This window comes from Streptomyces actuosus (assembly GCF_016921115.1).
Taxonomy (GTDB): Bacteria; Actinomycetota; Actinomycetes; order Streptomycetales; family Streptomycetaceae; genus Streptomyces; species Streptomyces actuosus_A.
The window spans coordinates 76,567-92,790 of record NZ_JAFFZS010000012.1; the positions used below are offsets into that span (position 1 = coordinate 76,567).

General features: G+C 70.2%; 18 protein-coding genes. 5 read left to right on the forward strand and 13 right to left on the reverse strand.

What is annotated here, in order from left to right; translation table 11 throughout:
- Window positions 1-68: 68 nt before the first annotated feature.
- Together rph and JS756_RS17335 are read right to left on the reverse strand one after the other, a co-directional pair.
- Entirely contained in the window at window positions 69-815 is a 747-nt protein-coding gene (gene rph, locus JS756_RS17330; protein ID WP_205383998.1) for a ribonuclease PH, read from the reverse strand.
- Between the two features lie 96 nt (window positions 816-911).
- Window positions 912-1,145, reverse strand: a complete 234-nt coding sequence (locus JS756_RS17335; protein WP_205383999.1) for a PTS sugar transporter subunit IIB — start codon at window positions 1,143-1,145, stop codon at window positions 912-914.
- Window positions 1,146-1,344: 199 nt separating this feature from the next.
- On the opposite strand from JS756_RS17335, the gene JS756_RS17340 reads away from it, so the two are divergent.
- Window positions 1,345-2,652, forward strand: a complete 1,308-nt coding sequence (locus JS756_RS17340) for a PTS transporter subunit EIIC (RefSeq protein ID WP_205384000.1) — start codon at window positions 1,345-1,347, stop codon at window positions 2,650-2,652.
- A gap of 180 nt (window positions 2,653-2,832) precedes the next feature.
- Entirely contained in the window at window positions 2,833-4,083 is a 1,251-nt protein-coding gene (locus JS756_RS17345; protein ID WP_205384001.1) for a PTS transporter subunit EIIC, read from the forward strand.
- Window positions 4,084-4,218: 135 nt separating this feature from the next.
- Here JS756_RS17345 and JS756_RS17350 read toward each other — a convergent pair whose 3' ends face one another.
- Window positions 4,219-4,971 (reverse strand): MBL fold metallo-hydrolase, encoded by a 753-nt coding sequence (locus JS756_RS17350; protein WP_205384002.1) that lies wholly within the window; start codon window positions 4,969-4,971, stop codon window positions 4,219-4,221.
- Between the two features lie 234 nt (window positions 4,972-5,205).
- Here JS756_RS17350 and JS756_RS17355 point away from each other — a divergent pair, with 234 nt between their 5' ends.
- A complete protein-coding gene (locus JS756_RS17355; protein WP_205384003.1) occupies window positions 5,206-5,661 on the forward strand; it encodes a type II toxin-antitoxin system PemK/MazF family toxin in 456 nt (151 codons plus the stop codon).
- A gap of 232 nt (window positions 5,662-5,893) precedes the next feature.
- On the opposite strand, the gene JS756_RS17360 is transcribed toward JS756_RS17355, so the two are convergent.
- The 9 genes from JS756_RS17360 to clpS form a co-directional block, all read right to left on the reverse strand.
- A complete protein-coding gene (locus JS756_RS17360; protein ID WP_205384004.1) occupies window positions 5,894-6,385 on the reverse strand; it encodes a hypothetical protein in 492 nt (163 codons plus the stop codon).
- 169 nt (window positions 6,386-6,554) lie between these two features.
- Window positions 6,555-7,505: a PLP-dependent cysteine synthase family protein gene (locus tag JS756_RS17365; protein ID WP_205384005.1), complete on the reverse strand. Its 951-nt coding sequence runs from the start codon at window positions 7,503-7,505 to the stop codon at window positions 6,555-6,557.
- A gap of 6 nt (window positions 7,506-7,511) precedes the next feature.
- On the reverse strand, window positions 7,512-7,790 hold the full coding sequence (locus tag JS756_RS17370; RefSeq protein ID WP_205384006.1) for a MoaD/ThiS family protein: 279 nt from the start codon (window positions 7,788-7,790) through the stop codon (window positions 7,512-7,514).
- A gap of 88 nt (window positions 7,791-7,878) precedes the next feature.
- A complete protein-coding gene (locus JS756_RS38070) occupies window positions 7,879-7,974 on the reverse strand; it encodes a putative leader peptide (protein WP_351207146.1) in 96 nt (31 codons plus the stop codon).
- 155 nt (window positions 7,975-8,129) lie between these two features.
- Window positions 8,130-8,552: a M67 family metallopeptidase gene (locus JS756_RS17375; RefSeq protein WP_205384007.1), complete on the reverse strand. Its 423-nt coding sequence runs from the start codon at window positions 8,550-8,552 to the stop codon at window positions 8,130-8,132.
- Window positions 8,553-8,684: 132 nt separating this feature from the next.
- Complete coding sequence (locus JS756_RS17380) at window positions 8,685-10,112, reverse strand: amino acid permease (RefSeq protein ID WP_205384008.1); 1,428 nt, start codon at window positions 10,110-10,112, stop codon at window positions 8,685-8,687.
- 434 nt (window positions 10,113-10,546) lie between these two features.
- Complete coding sequence (locus JS756_RS17385) at window positions 10,547-12,079, reverse strand: alanine/glycine:cation symporter family protein (RefSeq protein WP_205384009.1); 1,533 nt, start codon at window positions 12,077-12,079, stop codon at window positions 10,547-10,549.
- Window positions 12,080-12,471: 392 nt separating this feature from the next.
- Window positions 12,472-13,077, reverse strand: a complete 606-nt coding sequence (locus tag JS756_RS17390; protein WP_205384010.1) for a DUF2017 domain-containing protein — start codon at window positions 13,075-13,077, stop codon at window positions 12,472-12,474.
- A 35-nt stretch (window positions 13,078-13,112) separates the two neighbouring features.
- Window positions 13,113-13,430 carry an ATP-dependent Clp protease adapter ClpS gene (clpS, locus tag JS756_RS17395; protein WP_205384011.1) on the reverse strand — a complete coding sequence of 106 codons (318 nt, stop codon included), beginning with the start codon at window positions 13,428-13,430 and terminating at the stop codon, window positions 13,113-13,115.
- Between the two features lie 57 nt (window positions 13,431-13,487).
- Here clpS and JS756_RS17400 point away from each other — a divergent pair, with 57 nt between their 5' ends.
- On the forward strand, window positions 13,488-14,894 hold the full coding sequence (locus tag JS756_RS17400; RefSeq protein ID WP_275892698.1) for a nicotinate phosphoribosyltransferase: 1,407 nt from the start codon (window positions 13,488-13,490) through the stop codon (window positions 14,892-14,894).
- Between the two features lie 208 nt (window positions 14,895-15,102).
- Window positions 15,103-15,690 carry an isochorismatase family protein gene (locus tag JS756_RS17405; RefSeq protein WP_205384012.1) on the forward strand — a complete coding sequence of 196 codons (588 nt, stop codon included), beginning with the start codon at window positions 15,103-15,105 and terminating at the stop codon, window positions 15,688-15,690.
- A 77-nt stretch (window positions 15,691-15,767) separates the two neighbouring features.
- On the opposite strand, the gene JS756_RS17410 is transcribed toward JS756_RS17405, so the two are convergent.
- Window positions 15,768-16,109, reverse strand: coding sequence for a hypothetical protein (locus tag JS756_RS17410; protein WP_205384013.1), 342 nt, complete (start codon window positions 16,107-16,109; stop codon window positions 15,768-15,770).
- Window positions 16,110-16,224: the final 115 nt, after the last annotated feature.

The window sequence follows — 16,224 nt, forward strand, 5'->3', positions numbered from 1 at the left end:
TCATCGTTGAGGACGCGAACGGGGGCGGCACGGTTGCCCGTGCCGCCCCGGTGTCGCGAGGGTGGGTCCTACGGTTCGCGGACGGTGTCGAGTGCGGTGCGCTGTGCTGCGGCGAGTTCGGTGCAGCCGGAGACGGCGAGGTCGAGCAGGGCGTTGAGTTCGTCGCGGGCGAAGGGCTCGGCCTCGGCGGTGCCCTGGACCTCGACGAAGCGGCCGTCGCCGGTGCAGACGACGTTCATGTCGGTGTCGGCGCGGACGTCCTCCTCGTAGCACAGGTCGAGGAGGGGGATGCCGCCGACGATGCCGACGGAGACGGCGGAGACGGTGCCGATGAGGGGCTGGCGGCCGGGCTTGACGAGCTTCTTGGCCTGGGCCCAGGCGACGGCGTCGGCGAGGGCGACGTAGGCGCCGGTGATGGCGGCGGTGCGGGTGCCGCCGTCGGCCTGGAGGACGTCGCAGTCGAGGACGACGGTGTTCTCGCCGAGGGCCTTGTAGTCGAGGACGGCGCGCAGCGAGCGGCCGATGAGGCGGCTGATCTCGTGGGTCCGGCCGCCGATGCGGCCCTTGACGGACTCGCGGTCGCCTCGGGTGTTGGTGGCGCGGGGGAGCATGGAGTATTCGGCGGTGACCCAGCCCTCGCCGCTGCCCTTGCGCCAGCGCGGGACGCCCTCGGTGAAGGAGGCGGTGCAGAGGACCTTGGTGTCGCCGAAGGAGACGAGGACGGAGCCCTCGGCGTGCTTGCTCCAGCCGCGTTCGATGGTGACGGGGCGGAGCTGGCCGGGGGTGCGGCCGTCGGTTCGAGGCGTTGAGGACATGGCGTCGAGCCTAGTCGTAGCGCGGGAAGGGGCCCTTCCCTCGGTGGGAAGTGCCCCTTCCGGGTGAGGGGCGGGTCCTGGTGGGCCCGCGGCGGCTCACATCATGTCTTCGATCTCCGCGGCGATGGGGTCGGCGTCGGTGCCGATGACGACCTGGACGGCGGTGCCCATCTTGACGACGCCGTGGGCGCCGGCGGCCTTCAGGGCGGCTTCGTCGACCAGGGAGGCGTCGTTCACTTCGGTGCGCAGGCGGGTGATGCAGCCCTCGATCTCGTCGATGTTCTCGATGCCGCCGAGCCCGGCGACGATCTTCTCAGCCTTGCTGGCCATGTTCCGTCTCCCTGAAATCCCTGGTGCGACGCGCTGTGCCGCAGTAGTCGCAGTAACCCACAGTTGGCCCAGCTTCGCGAGCGGTCATGTCGTGTGTGCCGAATGATGGCGCTCACGACAGCGGAACCGAACCGTATACCAACTGGTCTACACCAGCTGACGGGCGGTCGCCAAATACGGCCCGGTGCGGAGGATGCCGATGACTGCGGAGAGTGCTGCCGAACGTCCCGGGAGCGGTGCGCGGGAACGCTGGGGTCGCCTCTTCCGAGGTCTGCAGAAGATGGGCCGGAGTCTGCAGCTGCCGATCGCGGTGCTGCCGGCGGCGGGCATCCTGAATCGGCTGGGGCAGCCGGATGTGTTCGGGGACGACGGGCTGGGGTGGACGGACGTCTCGAAGGTGATGGCGGGCGCGGGCGGGGCGCTGCTGGACGGTTCTCTGGGGCTGCCCCTGTTGTTCTGCGTGGGTGTGGCGATCGGTATGGCGAGGAAGGCCGACGGGTCGACGGCGCTGGCGGCGGTGGCGGGCTTCCTCGTCTACTACAACGTGTTGCACCAGTTCCCGGAGGACTGTCCGGAGGGTTCGACGGCGGTGGCGCAGGTCGGCTGCCAGGTGTCGGAGACGGGGGGTGGGGTGACGCCGTTCACGTTCCAGAACCCGGGGGTCTTCGGGGGGATCGTGATGGGGTTGCTGGCGGCGTATTTCTGGGCGCGGTTCCATCGGACGAAGCTGGTGGACTGGCTGGGGTTCTTCAACGGGCGGCGGCTGGTGCCGATCCTCATGGCGTTCGTGGCGATCGGGTTCGCGGCGCTGTGCCTGTGGGTGTGGCCGCCGATCGGTGACGGGCTGGAGAGTTTCAGTCGGTGGCTGCGGGACGCGGGGCCGTGGGGTGCGGGGGTGTTCGGGGTGGCGAACCGGGCGCTGCTGGTGGTGGGACTGCATCAGTTCCTGAACGTGCCGATCTGGTTCCAGTTCGGCAGTTTCACCAAGCCGGACGGCACGGTGGTGCACGGTGACATCAACATGTTCCTGGCGGGGGATCCGGATGCCGGTCAGTTCACGTCCGGTTTCTTCCCGATCATGATGTTCGCGCTGCCGGCGGCGGCGCTGGCGATCACGCACTGCGCGCGGCCGGAGCGGCGCAAGGTGGTGGGTGGGCTGATGCTGTCGGTGGCGCTGACGTCGTTCGTCACGGGGATCACCGAGCCGATCGAGTACTCGTTCCTGTTCGTGGCCCCGCTGCTGTACGCGGTGCACGCGGTGCTGACGGGTGTGTCGATGGCCCTGACCTGGGGGCTGGGGGTGCACGACGGGTTCAGCTTCTCGGCCGGTTTGATCGACTACGTCATCAACTGGAATCTGGCGACCCTCCCGTGGGCGATCGTCCCGATCGGGCTGGGCTTCGCGGCGGTCTATTACGTCGTGTTCCGCTTTGCGATCGTCCGGTTCGATCTGAAGACCCCGGGCAGGGAGCCGGAGGACGAGGTCGAGGACGTCACAAGGGCCTGACGGCGCAAGGGTTTCGGGCCTTCGGACCGCGGGTCCGGGGGCCCTTCGTCACGTTTCGGGAACGGCACGCGCCGTAGCGCTCCGGTTGCGATTTTGACGGGTTCCTTACGGCACCTTCATCGTGTTACAACAGGTCTACACCACTGAGTGGTGTAGACCACCACCCGATGGAGGAAGTCTATGAGCACCGCCACCGCATCGGCGGCCCCCACGAAGAAGTGGGGATCCGGTCTTTTCCAGGGCCTGCAGAAGGTCGGCCGCAGCCTCCAGTTGCCCATCGCCGTGCTTCCGGCGGCGGGCATCCTGCTCCGGCTGGGCCAGGACGACGTGTTCGGCAAGGACGGCCTCGGCTGGAACAAGGTCGCCTCGGTGTTCGCGACCGCAGGTGACGCCGTCTTCGCCAACCTGCCGCTGCTGTTCTGCGTGGGCATCGCCATCGGCTTCGCCAAGAAGTCCGACGGCTCCACCGCGCTGGCGGCGCTGGTGGGCTTCCTGGTCTACAAGAACGTACTGACCGCGTTCCCGATCACCGAGGAGAAGATCCAGGCAGGCAAGGACGTCGCCGCCACCTACAACGACCCCAAGGTCCTCGGCGGCATCATCATGGGCCTGATAGCCGCCGTCACCTGGCAGCGTTTCCACCGCACGAAGCTCCCCGACTGGCTGGGCTTCTTCAACGGCCGCCGTCTGGTGCCGATCCTCATGGCCTTCATCGGCACCGCCGTCGGCGTCTTCTTCGGCCTGGCCTGGGAGCCCGTCGGCAACGTCATCACCAGCTTCGGCGAGTGGATGACGGGCCTCGGCTCCTTCGGTGCCGCGATCTTCGGTGCCATCAACCGCGCCCTGCTGCCGGTCGGCATGCACCAGTTCGTCAACACGGTGGCCTGGCAGGAGATCGGTTCCTTCAAGGACCCCTCCGGCGCCATGTGGCACGGTGACCTGCCGCGCTTCTTCCACGGCGACCCGACCGCCGGTCAGTTCATGACGGGCTTCTTCCCGATCATGATGTTCGCTCTCCCCGCCGCCGCTCTCGCCATCACCCACACCGCCCGCCCGGAGCGCCGCAAGGTCGTCGGAGGCATGATGGTCTCGCTCGCGCTCACCTCCTTCGTCACCGGCATCACCGAGCCGATCGAGTTCGCGTTCATGTTCATCGCGCCGGTCCTCTACGTGATCCACGCGGTCCTGACGGCCGTCTCGATGGCTGTCACCTGGTCCCTGGGCGTGCACCACGGCTTCAGCTTCTCGGCCGGCGCGATCGACTACTTCCTCAACTGGGGCCTGGCCACCAAGCCCTGGATGATCATCCCCGTCGGTCTGGCCTTCGCCGCGATCTACTACGTCACCTTCCGCTTCGCGATCGTCAGGTTCAACATCCCCACCCCGGGCCGCGAGCCCGAGGAGGAACTCGAGGACCTCACCAAGGCGTGAGGCCGCACACCGCGCGAAAGGGCGGGGCCCGGAACCACGAGGGTTCCGGGCCCCGCCCTTTCGCGGTCCCGCCGACCGCTGCCGCGGCCCAGGGTCGAGGGATCCCGACCCGGCCCGCGGATGACGCACCCGGGCTCAGATCTCGTACGTCGCCCTCGGCGCCGCCAGGTCCACCGGGCCGTCGAACACCGCCCGCGCGTCCGCCAGGTTGACCTGCGGGTCGGTCCACGGGGGGACATGGGTGAGGACCAGGCGGCGGGCTCCGGCCCGGGCCGCCGTCTCCCCCGCCTCGCGGCCGTTGAGGTGGAGGTCGGGGATGTCCTCCTTGCCGTGGGTGAAAGCGGCCTCGCACAGGAAGAGGTCGGCGTCCCGCGCGAGGTCGTCCAGCACGGGGGTGACGCCCGTGTCGCCCGAGTACGTCAGGGTCCTGCCGCCGTGCTCGATCCGGATGCCGTACGCCTCCACCGGGTGGGCCACGCGTTCGGTGTGCACGGTGAACGGGCCGATGTCGAAGGTGGACGGCTTGACCGTGTGGAAGTCGAAGACCTCGCTCATCGACGAGGCCGACGGGGTGTCCGCGTAGGCCGTGGTCAGACGGTGCTCGGTGCCCTCGGGCCCGTAGACCGGGAGGGGGGCGCACCGGCCGCCGTCGTGCCGGTAGTAGCGCGCCACGAAGTACGCCAGCATGTCGATGCAGTGGTCGGCGTGCAGGTGGCTCAGGAAGATCGCGTCGAGGTCGTAGAGACCGCAGTGGCGCTGCAGCTCGCCGAGGGCGCCGTTGCCCATGTCGAGAAGCAACCGGAAGCCGTCGGCCTCGACGAGGTAGCTCGAGCAGGCCGATTCCGCGGACGGGAATGACCCCGAGCAGCCGACGACGGTGAGCTTCATGGAGCAGAAACCTCCGTTGGCGGAAGACGAGACAAGGGGGGCGTCAGGGGTCGTGCGGTTCGTCGAGCGTAAGGCGCAAAACCCCCGGTCGCTCCTCCGCCAAGGGCTGTTGTGGGCGAACTCACCTGTGCTGTCACCGGTTCGGCTGGACGTGGGGTGTGGACGGCGGACACGCCGTCGCGCGAAGTGAGAAGAGGGCGCGCGGCGCCGATCGCGCGCCGGTAGCGTCATCGTATGGACACGTCCTGGTGGCTGGCGCTCGCGGCGGTGGTGCTCCTCGCACTGGCCGCCGTTCTCGTCGACGGGTGGGGCCGGTCGCCGCGGCCCCCCGGCGGCGGACGGCGGACCCGCATGCCGATGCGGAGGACGGCGCGCGGGACGCGGCCGGAGCCCGCGGAGATCTGGTGGGCGGACGTGCCGTTCGAAGACGGGCCGGGCCGCAAGGACCGGCCCTGTCTGGTGCTGTCGGTGCGGGGCGGCCGGGCGGTGGTCGCGAAGATCACCACGAAGTACCGCGACGAGCGGGCCGGGGTGATCCCGCTGCCGCCGGGTGCCGTGGGGGACGCCCGCGGGCGGGCCAGCTTCCTGGAGACCGACGAGCTGCGGGAGGTGCCGGTGAGCGGCTTCCGCCGGCGGGTGGGCGTGGTGGACCCGGTCCTGTGGGACCAGGTGCGGTATCTCGCGGACTGAGCGCTCCGCTGGAAGCGCCGCGGTACGACGTCCGTCGACCGCGGCGCCGTCGCGTCCGGTCGCGCGGTTCCCCGCGCTTCTTCGGGGCGCTGTCCGCTGTCGAACCGCGGGGGAGGTCGCCCGGCCCGCTCGGCACGGCTTCCGGCCACGGCACCGGGGATGCCGTCCCCGTCGGTCGGTGGCGCTGCGGGCCGGCGTGCGGCCGTCGCCGGGGCGCCCGTGGGCCCCGCGGTCAGCGGACGGTCACGGTGACCGACCAGGAGCGGAGTGCGTGGCAGTGCGCGTGCTGGGGCGTCGAGGCGCAGACGGGACGCGTCGATGTCAGCCGGACGGTGCCGGGCGCCACGGCACGGAAGGCGGCGACGGCGTCCCCGGGGAGGATCACGATGCCCGCGTTGACGGGTTCCAGGATGTCCCCCGAGGCCTCGACGGGCGACCAGGGGCGTTCGCCGGTGCCGTCCAGGGTGAGCCGGACGTCACCACCGCGCACCAGGCAGAGGGTCGCTCCGTCGTCGTGCTCGGTGAGTTGGACGTGGCGGACGCAGTCGGCACTCGGGGTCGCGGACGGCGAGGACGGCGCGGGTGCGGACGACGTCGGCGCGGGTGCGTACGGGGAACCGCTGCCGGACGTGCCGGTCCCGCCCTGCGCGCCGCAGGCCACGAGGGACAGGGCCGCCGCGGTCATCGCGGCGGCGGTCGTCCGCCGGAACGTCGTACGGCGCATGGCGGTCCGCCTTTCAGCAGGGTCGGTGCGGGGCCGGCCGGGCCGTGCGGGCCCGTCGTCCGTCGCTCTTCACCTGTATGACGTTCCCGGGGCGCTGCGGGATCCCTGCCCCGGGACGGCGGAAGGCCCCGGCCGGTGGAGCGGCTGGGGCCCGGGGGGAAGGCAGGGGTCACGCCCAGAGCTGGCCCTGGAGCGTCTCGACGGCCTCTTCGGTGGTGGCCGCGGTGTAGACGCCGGTGGACAGGTACTTCCAGCCGCCGTCGGCCACGACGAACACGATGTCGGCGCTCTCTCCCGCCGTGACCGCCTTGCGGCCCGCGCCGATCGCGGCGTGCAGGGCGGCGCCGGTGGAGACGCCCGCGAAGATGCCCTCCTGCTGGAGCAGTTCCCGGGTGCGGGTCACGGCGTCGGCCGAGCCGACCGAGAAGCGGGTGGTGAGGACGGAGGCGTCGTACAGCTCCGGCACGAAGCCCTCGTCGAGGTTGCGCAGACCGTAGACCAGGTCGTCGTAGCGCGGCTCGGCGGCGACGATCTTCACGTCGGGCTTGTGCTCGCGCAGGTAGCGGCCGACGCCCATCAGGGTGCCCGTGGTGCCCAGGCCCGCGACGAAGTGGGTGATCGAGGGCAGGTCCGCCAGGATCTCCGGGCCGGTCGTCGCGTAGTGGGCACCGGCGTTGTCCGGGTTGCCGTACTGGTAGAGCATGACCCAGTCGGGGTGCTCGGCGGCCAGTTCCTTGGCGACCCGGACGGCGGTGTTGGAGCCGCCCGCGGCCGGGGACGAGATGATCTCGGCTCCCCACATGCCCAGCAGGTCCCGGCGTTCCTGCGAGGTGTTCTCGGGCATCACGCAGACCATGCGGTAGCCCTTGAGCTTGGCCGCCATGGCCAGGGAGATGCCGGTGTTGCCGGAGGTCGGCTCCAGGATCGTGCAGCCCGGGGTCAGACGGCCGTCCTTCTCCGCCTGCTCGATCATGTAGAGGGCCGGGCGGTCCTTGATCGAGCCGGTGGGGTTGCGGTCCTCCAGCTTGGCCCAGATCCGGACGTCCTCGGACGGCGACAGGCGCGGCAGGTGCACCAGGGGGGTGTTGCCTACCGCGTCCAGCGGGGAGTCGTAACGCATCGTTGATCAGACCATGCCGCCGGCCACGGCCGGCAGGATCGTGACGTTGTCGCCGTCGGTGAGCTTGGTGTCGATGCCGTCGAGGAAGCGGACGTCCTCGTCGTTCAGGTAGACGTTGACGAAGCGGCGCAGCTGCTCACCGTCCACGATACGGGCCCGGATGCCCGCATGCCGGGTGTCGAGGTCGGTGAACAGCTCGGCGAGGGTCTCACCTTTGCCCTCCACCGCCTTCTGACCGTCGGTGTACTGGCGGAGGATGGTGGGGATGCGGACCTCGATGGCCATGGGGCAGGGCTCCTGTCGGAAGGTGTGGTCGGGTCTGTGGGCGTGCAGCGGCGCGCGACGGCTCAGAGCCGTACGGTGGCAGGAAGTGTCAACAGATGGCGCTGTTCAGCCGGCACAGGTCGACGTGCAGCCGCGCCACGAGCAGCATGCCCGGCGCTTTTTCGCTCACGTCGTACAGAACCATGGGTTCATCGTATCGATTCCCGGTCCGACTCCCGGAGTGTGATCCCATATCCCGGACGATTGTCGCCCGGAATGCGAGATGACCTGCTGAGGGCGTGACCGGGGGGCGCGGGGTGGCCGGGCGCCGGATCGTGCCCCGGCCGGTGCCGGCGCCGTTCAGTACGACTCCACCACCGCGACCTCCTCCTCCGCGACCTCCCCGGCCACGATCCGGAAGGAGCGGAACTGGAACTCGCCGAGTCCGTCGGTGTCGGCGGTGGACACCAGGACGTAGTGGGCGCCGGGCTCGTTGGCGTAGGAGATGTCCGTGCGGGAGGGGCGAGCCTCCGTCGCGGTGTGCGAGTGGTAGATCACCACCGGCTCCTCGTCGCGGTCGTCCATCTCGCGGTACAGCTTGAGCAGGTCGCCCGAGTCGAACTCGTAGAAGGTGGGCGACATGGCCGCGTTCAGCATGGGGATGAAGCGCTCGGGGCGGTCCGAGCCCGCCGGGCCCGCGACGACACCGCACGCCTCGTCGGGGTGGTCCTTGCGGGCGTGGGCGACGATCTGGTCGTAGAGGGCCTGGGTGATGGTCAGCATGTCCGTCAGGATAAGCAGAGGGGCCGTTCCGTACCGGGGAGTGGTACGGAACGGCCCACATGCCGGACGCCCTGAGCGGCAGCCGGAGAGGGTGCCACGAGTACTCCCTCCGGCCGGGCGTCCTTCGGGGGGTCAGCCGACCTTCTCCAGCGCCGGCTCCTCGGGGCGCCGGGTGATCTGCGGGTTGCGGGACTTCAGCACGAACCAGCCGATGCCCAGGGCGAGCGCCCAGACGGCCATGACGTACAGGCAGGTGCGCGCGTCGCGGTCGTAGGCGATCAGGCAGGTGACGAAGAGCAGGAACACGATGGCGATCCAGCTGCACACCGCGCCGCCCGGCGCCGGGAAGGAGGAGGCGGGCAGCCGGCCGGCCTTGACCGCGCGGCGGTACAGGACGTGGCTGACGAGGATCATCAGCCAGGTCCAGATGCCGGCCGCGGTGGCGACGGAGGTGACGTAGCCGAAGGCCTTCTCCGGGACGACGTAGTTGAGGAGCACGCCGATCCCCATGAAAGCGACCGAGACGGTGATGCCGAGCGCGGGGGTCCGGGTGGCGGACAGCCTGCGGAAGGCCGCGGGGGCCTCGCCGTTGTCGGCGAGGGTGCGCAGCATGCGGCCCGTGGAGTACATGCCGGAGTTGCAGGAGGACAGGGCCGCGGTGAGCACGACGAAGTTGACGATGCCGGCGCCCGCCGGGATGCCGATCCTGGCGAAGGCGGCGACGAACGGGCTCACCTCGGGCGAGAACTCGGTCCACCTCACCACGCACAGGATCACGGTGAGGGCACCGACGTAGAACAGGGCGATGCGCCACGGAAGGGTGTTGATGGCCTTGGGGAGGGTCTTCTCGGGGTCCTCGGACTCGCCGGCGGTGACGCCGACCAGTTCGACGGCGAGGTAGGCGAACATCACGCCCTGAAGGGTCATCAGGGAGGAGCCGACACCCTTGGGGAAGAAGCCGTCGAAGGCCCAGAGGTTGGAGACCGCGGCGGTGTCGCCCGCGGAGGAGAAGCCGAAGGTGAGCACGCCGAGGCCGATGACGATCATGCCGATCAGCGCGGTGACCTTGACCATGGAGAACCAGAACTCCAGCTCGCCGAAGAGCTTCACGGAGATCAGGTTGACCCCGAAGAGGATCACCAGGAAGACGAGGGCCGTCACCCATCGGTGGACCGACGGGAACCAGTAGTTGACGTAGATCGCGGTGGCCGTGAGCTCGGCCATGCCGGTGACGACCCACATCAGCCAGTACGTCCAGGCGGTGAAGTAGCCGAAGAACGGGCCGAGGAATTCGCGGGAGTACTCGGCGAAGGAGCCCGAGACGGGCCGGTAGAGCAGGAGTTCGCCGAGCGCCCGCATGATGAAGAAGATGATCACGCCGGCGAGGGCGTACATGAGGATGAGGCTGGGTCCGGCCTTGGCGATGTTCGCGCCGGCTCCCAGGAAGAGGCCGACGCCGATGGCGCCGCCGATCGCGATCATCTGGACCTGGCGGCTGCCGAGCCCGCGCTCGTAGCCCTCCTCGGGGGTGGCCCCCTGGTCGACCTGCGGTGAGGTCATGGTGGTGGTGCGCCTTTCTCCATGCCGGTCCCGGCCTGTTGTCGGCCTCGGACCGGGTTCCGTTCCCCCCCGGACTGATGGAGCCGGGCGAGCCGCGCGGGCCCGCCCGTGCCTGGCCGGCGGTGGCCGACTCGGTGGCGCACCCGCCGGACACTTGGGTGGTGTGCGGCGGGCGATCATGAAGATCTATCACGGCGGTGAGCGGGATCACGGGGCCGCCATGTGATCCACCGCACGGGAGAACCGGGACAAAGAGAGGGTGGAGCAGGCGCATCCGACAGCCCGGGTGACGTGATCGTTATCCGGATTTGAGTGTCCTTTGAGCGAACAGAGGGTCGGGGCGAACCGATCCGCGACAGGCCGCGGGCCCGCCCGCACCGGTGGTCGGTGCGGGCGGGCCCGGGGGTGGTGCGGGGACGTCGGAGGCCTGGGGTTCAGCTGACGCCGACGGTCTCCGGCTCCTCCTCGGCGCCCTCGGCGGAGCGCGTCGCCTTGCGGCGGGCGAAGTCCAGGAAGGAGTTGAGCTCACGCCGGACCACCGGGGCCAGCAGGTACAGGCCCACGATGTTGATGACGGCGAGCATGAAGAGCACCGCGTCGGCCAGGTCGATCAGCGTCTGCAGGGTGAGCAGCGAGCCGGCCACCGCGAACAGGGTGTAGAGGGCCTTGTAGGTGACCTCACTGGCCCGGCTGCGCCCGAACAGGTGCGTCCAGGCCTTGAGGCCGTAGTAACCCCAGGTCAGCACGGTGGAGACGGCGAAGAGCAGCACCGCGACGGTCAGCACGTACGGGAACCAGGGCAGGACGGTCCCGAAGGCGTCGGAGGTGATGGTGACACCGCCGACGGACTCGCCCTTGCGGGCGGCGGCCCAGCTCGCCGGGTTGGCGATGACGATGGTCAGCGCGGTCATGGTGCAGATGACGACCGTGTCGATGAAGGGCTCCAGCAGGGCCACCAGACCCTCGCTGGCCGGGTGCTTGGTCTTCACCGCGGAGTGGGCGATCGGCGCGGAGCCGAGACCGGCCTCGTTGGAGAAGGCGGCCCGCTTGAAGCCGATGATCAGGGCGCCGATGATGCCGCCGGCGACGCCCTCGGGGTGGAAGGCCCCCTCGACGATGGTGGAGAACGCGGCGGGCAGCTCGGTGACGTTGACGCCGATCACCAGGAGGCAGGCGGCGATGTAGATGATCGCCATGGCGGGGACCAGGCGGCTGGTGACGGAGGCGATGGAGCGGATGCCGCCGAGCAGCACGATGCCGACCAGCGCGGCGATCAGGAGGCCGAAGAAGAGCGCGCCGGCCGAGGAGCCGAGGGCGCCGTTCTCGCCGCCGGCCACGGAGACGAGCTGGGTGTAGCTCTGGTTGACCTGGAAGAGGTTGCCGCCGAAGAGGCCGAAGAAGAGGACCATCACGGAGGCGAGGATCGCCAGGACCTTGCCCAGCTTGGCGCCACCGCTGCCGAAGCGCTCGGCGAGGCCCTTGGGCAGGTAGTGCATCGGGCCGCCGGAGACGGTGCCGTCGGCGTGCACCTCGCGGTACTTCACACCGAGCGTGACCTCGACGAACTTGGTGGCCATGCCGAGCAGGCCGCACAGGATCATCCAGAAGGTGGCGCCGGGCCCGCCGATGGAGACGGCGACGGCGACACCGGCGATGTTGCCGAGGCCGACGGTGCCGGAGACGGCGGCGGTCAGCGCCTGGAAGTGGTTGACCTCGCCGTCGGAGCCCTTCTCGTCGTACTTGCCGCGGACGACGTCCAGGGCCAGCTTGAACTTGCGCAATTGCACGAAGCCGAACCAGGTGGTGAACACCAGACCGGCGACGACGAGCCAGGCCACGATGAGCGGCAGCTCCGTTCCACCGACGGAGACGGAGTAGAAGACGATCTCGCCGAGCTTCTTGGCGATCGGTTCGAAGAATCCGCTGACGGCGTCGTCAATGGACGTGGTGACGGAGTCGAGTGACATCGAGGTACCTCGGTGGCGCGGGGACGTGTGCGCAGGGCGCAGCAGTACGGAGTGCGGGATGAGCGAACGCCGTCGTCCGTTCGGCGACAGGGATGGGAGGAGAAGCGGGGCGCGGCCCGCGGACTCGGGCGGCGAATCGCTTCTCCTGTGGTTCTGTCGTGTCTGACGTGTTGATCGGTGCGCACCGGCGGTGACCGGTTTCGGCTCTGGAGCGGCTAGGGGTGGGCCGCACGCGAGTTGCCAGTTCTTATCACGCCGTTTACGAAGCCTTGGGTGAGTGACATCACACGAAAACGCCCCCCGGGGCAAAACCCCAGGGGCGGTGACGGGATCGTTATCCGGATTTGAGCGTCCGCTGAGCGAACGTCGAGGCCTCTTCCGGTGGCGGCGGGTCAGGTCAGGAGGGTGGAGACCAACGTCTCCTGGAGCCCGCCGAGCCACAGATAGGCCATCACCATCGGCTTGCGGGGGTCCTCGTCGGGCAGCCGGTAGAGCAGGTCGCCGTCGTCATCGTCGCCGATCTCCAGGCGGGATCCGATCGCCAGGCGCAGGTCGTTGAGCGCACCCAGCCACTGCCGGGACTCCTCGGCGGAGAGTTTGAGGACCGCGCCCCCGTCGCCCGCCGACGTCAGCGCGTCCAGCGAGCGGATCATCGCCAGGGCGTCCTCCCGCTTGCGGGCCCGCAGGTCGTTCTCGGTGAAGCGACGGAACTCCGCGGAGCTGGCCCTGCGCTCCTCGGCCTCCTGCGCCGTGGCCGGCTGCTGGCGGGGATCGCTGTAGGCGTCGGGGAAGAGGCGCCTGAGGACCGGGTCGGTGGGGGGCTCGCTCGGGCCCTCGGCGAACAGCTCGGCGAGCGGGTCGTCCGGGGCGTCCTCGGCGGGGCCGGGGCCGATGAGCTCCAGCAGCTGCACGGCGAGCGAGCGGATGATGGAGATCTCGACGTCGTCGAGGGCGACGGCCGCGCCGCCGCCGGGAAGCGGTTCGAAGTGTCCGGGCATGAGGTCTTTTCGCTGGTGGGCGGTGTGCGGACGGCCTACTTGCGGTCCTGCTGGAGGGTGGCCCACAGGCCGTAGCCGTGCATGGCCTGCACGTCGCGCTCCATCTCTTCGCGCGTGCCGCTGGAGACGACCGCCCGGCCCTTGTGGTGGACGTCGAGCATGAGCTTGGTGGCCTTGTCCTTGGAGTAGCCGAAGTACGACTGGAAGACGTACGTCACATAGCTCATGAGGTTGACGGGATCGTTGTGGACGATCGTCAGCCAGGGCACGTCGGGTTCGGGTACGGCGAAGACCTCCTCCGCCGACTCGGTCTTCTCGATCTCGATGGGTGCGGCAGCCGTCACAGTGCCCATGCTGCCACGCACTCCAGAAATCGTCACACTGACGAAATGGGAGTAGCATCAGCCGTCATGAACACTGCGGGCCGCGGGCTGCCGGAGGAAGAAGGACACGAGGCGCTCTTGAGGAAGGGCGGTGGCGGAAGACGGGTGGGCGTTCCCTCGACGGCGCTCTTCACGGACCACTACGAGCTGACGATGCTCCAGGCCGCGCTCAAGGGAGGGACGGCCCAACGGCGCAGCGTCTTCGAGGTCTTCACCCGGCGGCTGCCCGAGGGACGGCGCTACGGCGTCGTGGCGGGCACCGGACGCGTCCTGGACGCGGTGGAGAACCTCCGCTTCGACGCGGACGTCCTCGGTTTCCTGCGCGAGCGGAGGATCGTCGACGAGGAGACTCTGCAGTGGCTGGCCGGATACCGCTTCTCGGGTGACGTCTGGGGCTACCCGGAGGGCGAGGTGTACTTCCCCGGCTCCCCGATCATGCGGGTGGAGGGCTCCTTCGCCGAGTGCGTGCTGCTGGAGACGGTGATCCTGTCGATCCTCAACCACGACTCGGCGATCGCCGCGGCCGCCTCCCGCATGGCGTCCGCGGCCGGCGACCGCCCGCTGATCGAGATGGGCGCCCGGCGCACCCACGAGCTGGCCGCGGTGGCCGCCGCGCGCGCCGCGTACGTCGGCGGCTTCACCTCCACCTCCGACCTGGCGGCGGGCTTCCGCTACGACATACCCACCGTCGGTACCTCCGCCCACGCCTTCACCCTGCTGCACGACCGGGAGCGGGACGCCTTCCGCGCCCAGGTGGACTCCATGGGCCGGGGCACGACGCTGCTGGTGGACACCTACGACGTCGCCGAGGCCGTCCGTACGGCGGTGGAGGTGGCCGGGCCCGAGCTGGGCGCCGTCCGCATCGACTCCGGCGACCTGCTGCTGGTCGCGCACCGGGTGCGGCAGCAGCTGGACGAGCTGGGCGCCCACCACACCAAGATCATCGTGACCTCCGACCTGGACGAGTACGCCATCGCCTCGCTGGCCGCGGCACCCGTGGACGCCTACGGCGTCGGCACCCAGCTCGTGACCGGCTCCGGGCACCCCACCTGCTCGATGGTCTACAAGCTGGTCGCCCGCGCCGAGTCCGCCGACCCGGAGGCACCGCTGGTGCCGGTGGCGAAGAAGTCGTCCGGCGGCAAGACCTCCGTCGGGGGACGCAAGTGGGCCGCGCGGCGGCTGGACGGGGACGGGATCGCCGAGGCCGAGGTCGTGGGCACCGGGACGGTGCCGGGCGAGCTGGCCGACCGGCAGCTCCTGGTGGAGCTGGTCAAGGGCGGCGAGCTCCTGGACACCGCCCGCGAGCCCCTGGACACCGTCCGCGACCGGCACGCGGCCGCCCGCGCGGGCCTGCCGCTGTCGGCGACCCAGCTCTCCCGCGGGGAACCCGTCCTCCCGACGGAATACGTCCACGAGCACCCGGGTAGCCACTGAGCGGTCGGCCTGTCGGACCCGCCGGCCGGCCACGGGGCGCACGGGCGGGAGGGCGACGACAGGTCCGCGGGGGCGGACAAGGGCACGCGCCCCCTTTCACGCCCCCTGATGCCCCCTCCCGAACCGCCCCGGGAGTCAATAGGCTCGGAAGTTCACCGGCCGGGCCCCTTCACCTTCACGCCGACCCCATAGCCGAAGGACACCCACCATGCGCCGCGCCTTGATCGTCGTAGACGTGCAGAACGACTTCTGCGAGGGGGGCAGCCTCGCGGTGGCCGGCGGCGCCGACGTCGCCGCCGCGATCACCGAGCTGATCGGGCAGGCGACCCCCGCGTACCGGCACGTGGTGGCGACCCGCGACCACCACATCGCGCCCGGCGGCCACTTCGCCGACAACCCGGACCACGCCCGCTCCTGGCCCGCCCACTGCGTGGCGGGCACCGAGGGGGTGGGCTTCCACCCGAACTTCGCGCCCGCCGTCGCCTCCGGCGCGATCGACGCCGTCTTCGACAAGGGTGCCTACTCGTCGGCCTACAGCGGCTTCGAGGGAGCCGACGAGAACGGTGTCCCGCTCGCCGACTGGCTCAAGGAGCGCGGGATCGACGAGGTGGACGTGGTGGGGATCGCCGCGGACCACTGCGTGCGGGCCACCGCGCTCGACGCCGTGAAGGAGGGCTTCCGCACCCACGTCCTGCTGGACCTCACCGCAGGTGTGGCCCAGGAGACCACCGAGTCGGCGCTGGAGGAGATGCGCCAGGCCGGCGTGGAGCTCTCGGGCAAGCCCGTCGTCCTGTGACACCCCCTCCCCCTCAAGGGGGGGTCCCGCCTCTCGCCGATGGCCGACCGTGGGATGCGGGCGGCGGGGCGCGGGCCTCAGGGCTGGGGCGTGGGGCGCCTGAGCAGGGACCTGATCGGACGCCACAGCTCGGTCACCAGTTCGGGCGCGGCGAGGCCGTGGTCGGGGTCCGTGCGCCATATGAGGCCGTCCGGGTGATGCAGGACCGCCGTGACCTCGTCCGGCGTCGGCGGGGCCGCGTTGCCCCGCAGGTACACCGCGCGCAGACCCAGGTTGCGCAGCCTGGTCAGGGCGCGCGCCCGGTTCTGGGCGAGGACGAGGACCCGCACTCCGGCGGGGCCGTCGGCGGCGGGGCTGGGCAGGTTCAGCGCCACCACGACACTGCCGTTCGGCAGCTTGCAGAAACCTCCTGCGGCCATGCAGTCACACCCCCGTGCGTACCGGTGTCAATAAGGAAGCCACAGGACGCACCTAAACACGATCGGCGGCAACCCGCCAGGGGGTTGCCGCCGATACGCGCTTGACCTGCGAAAA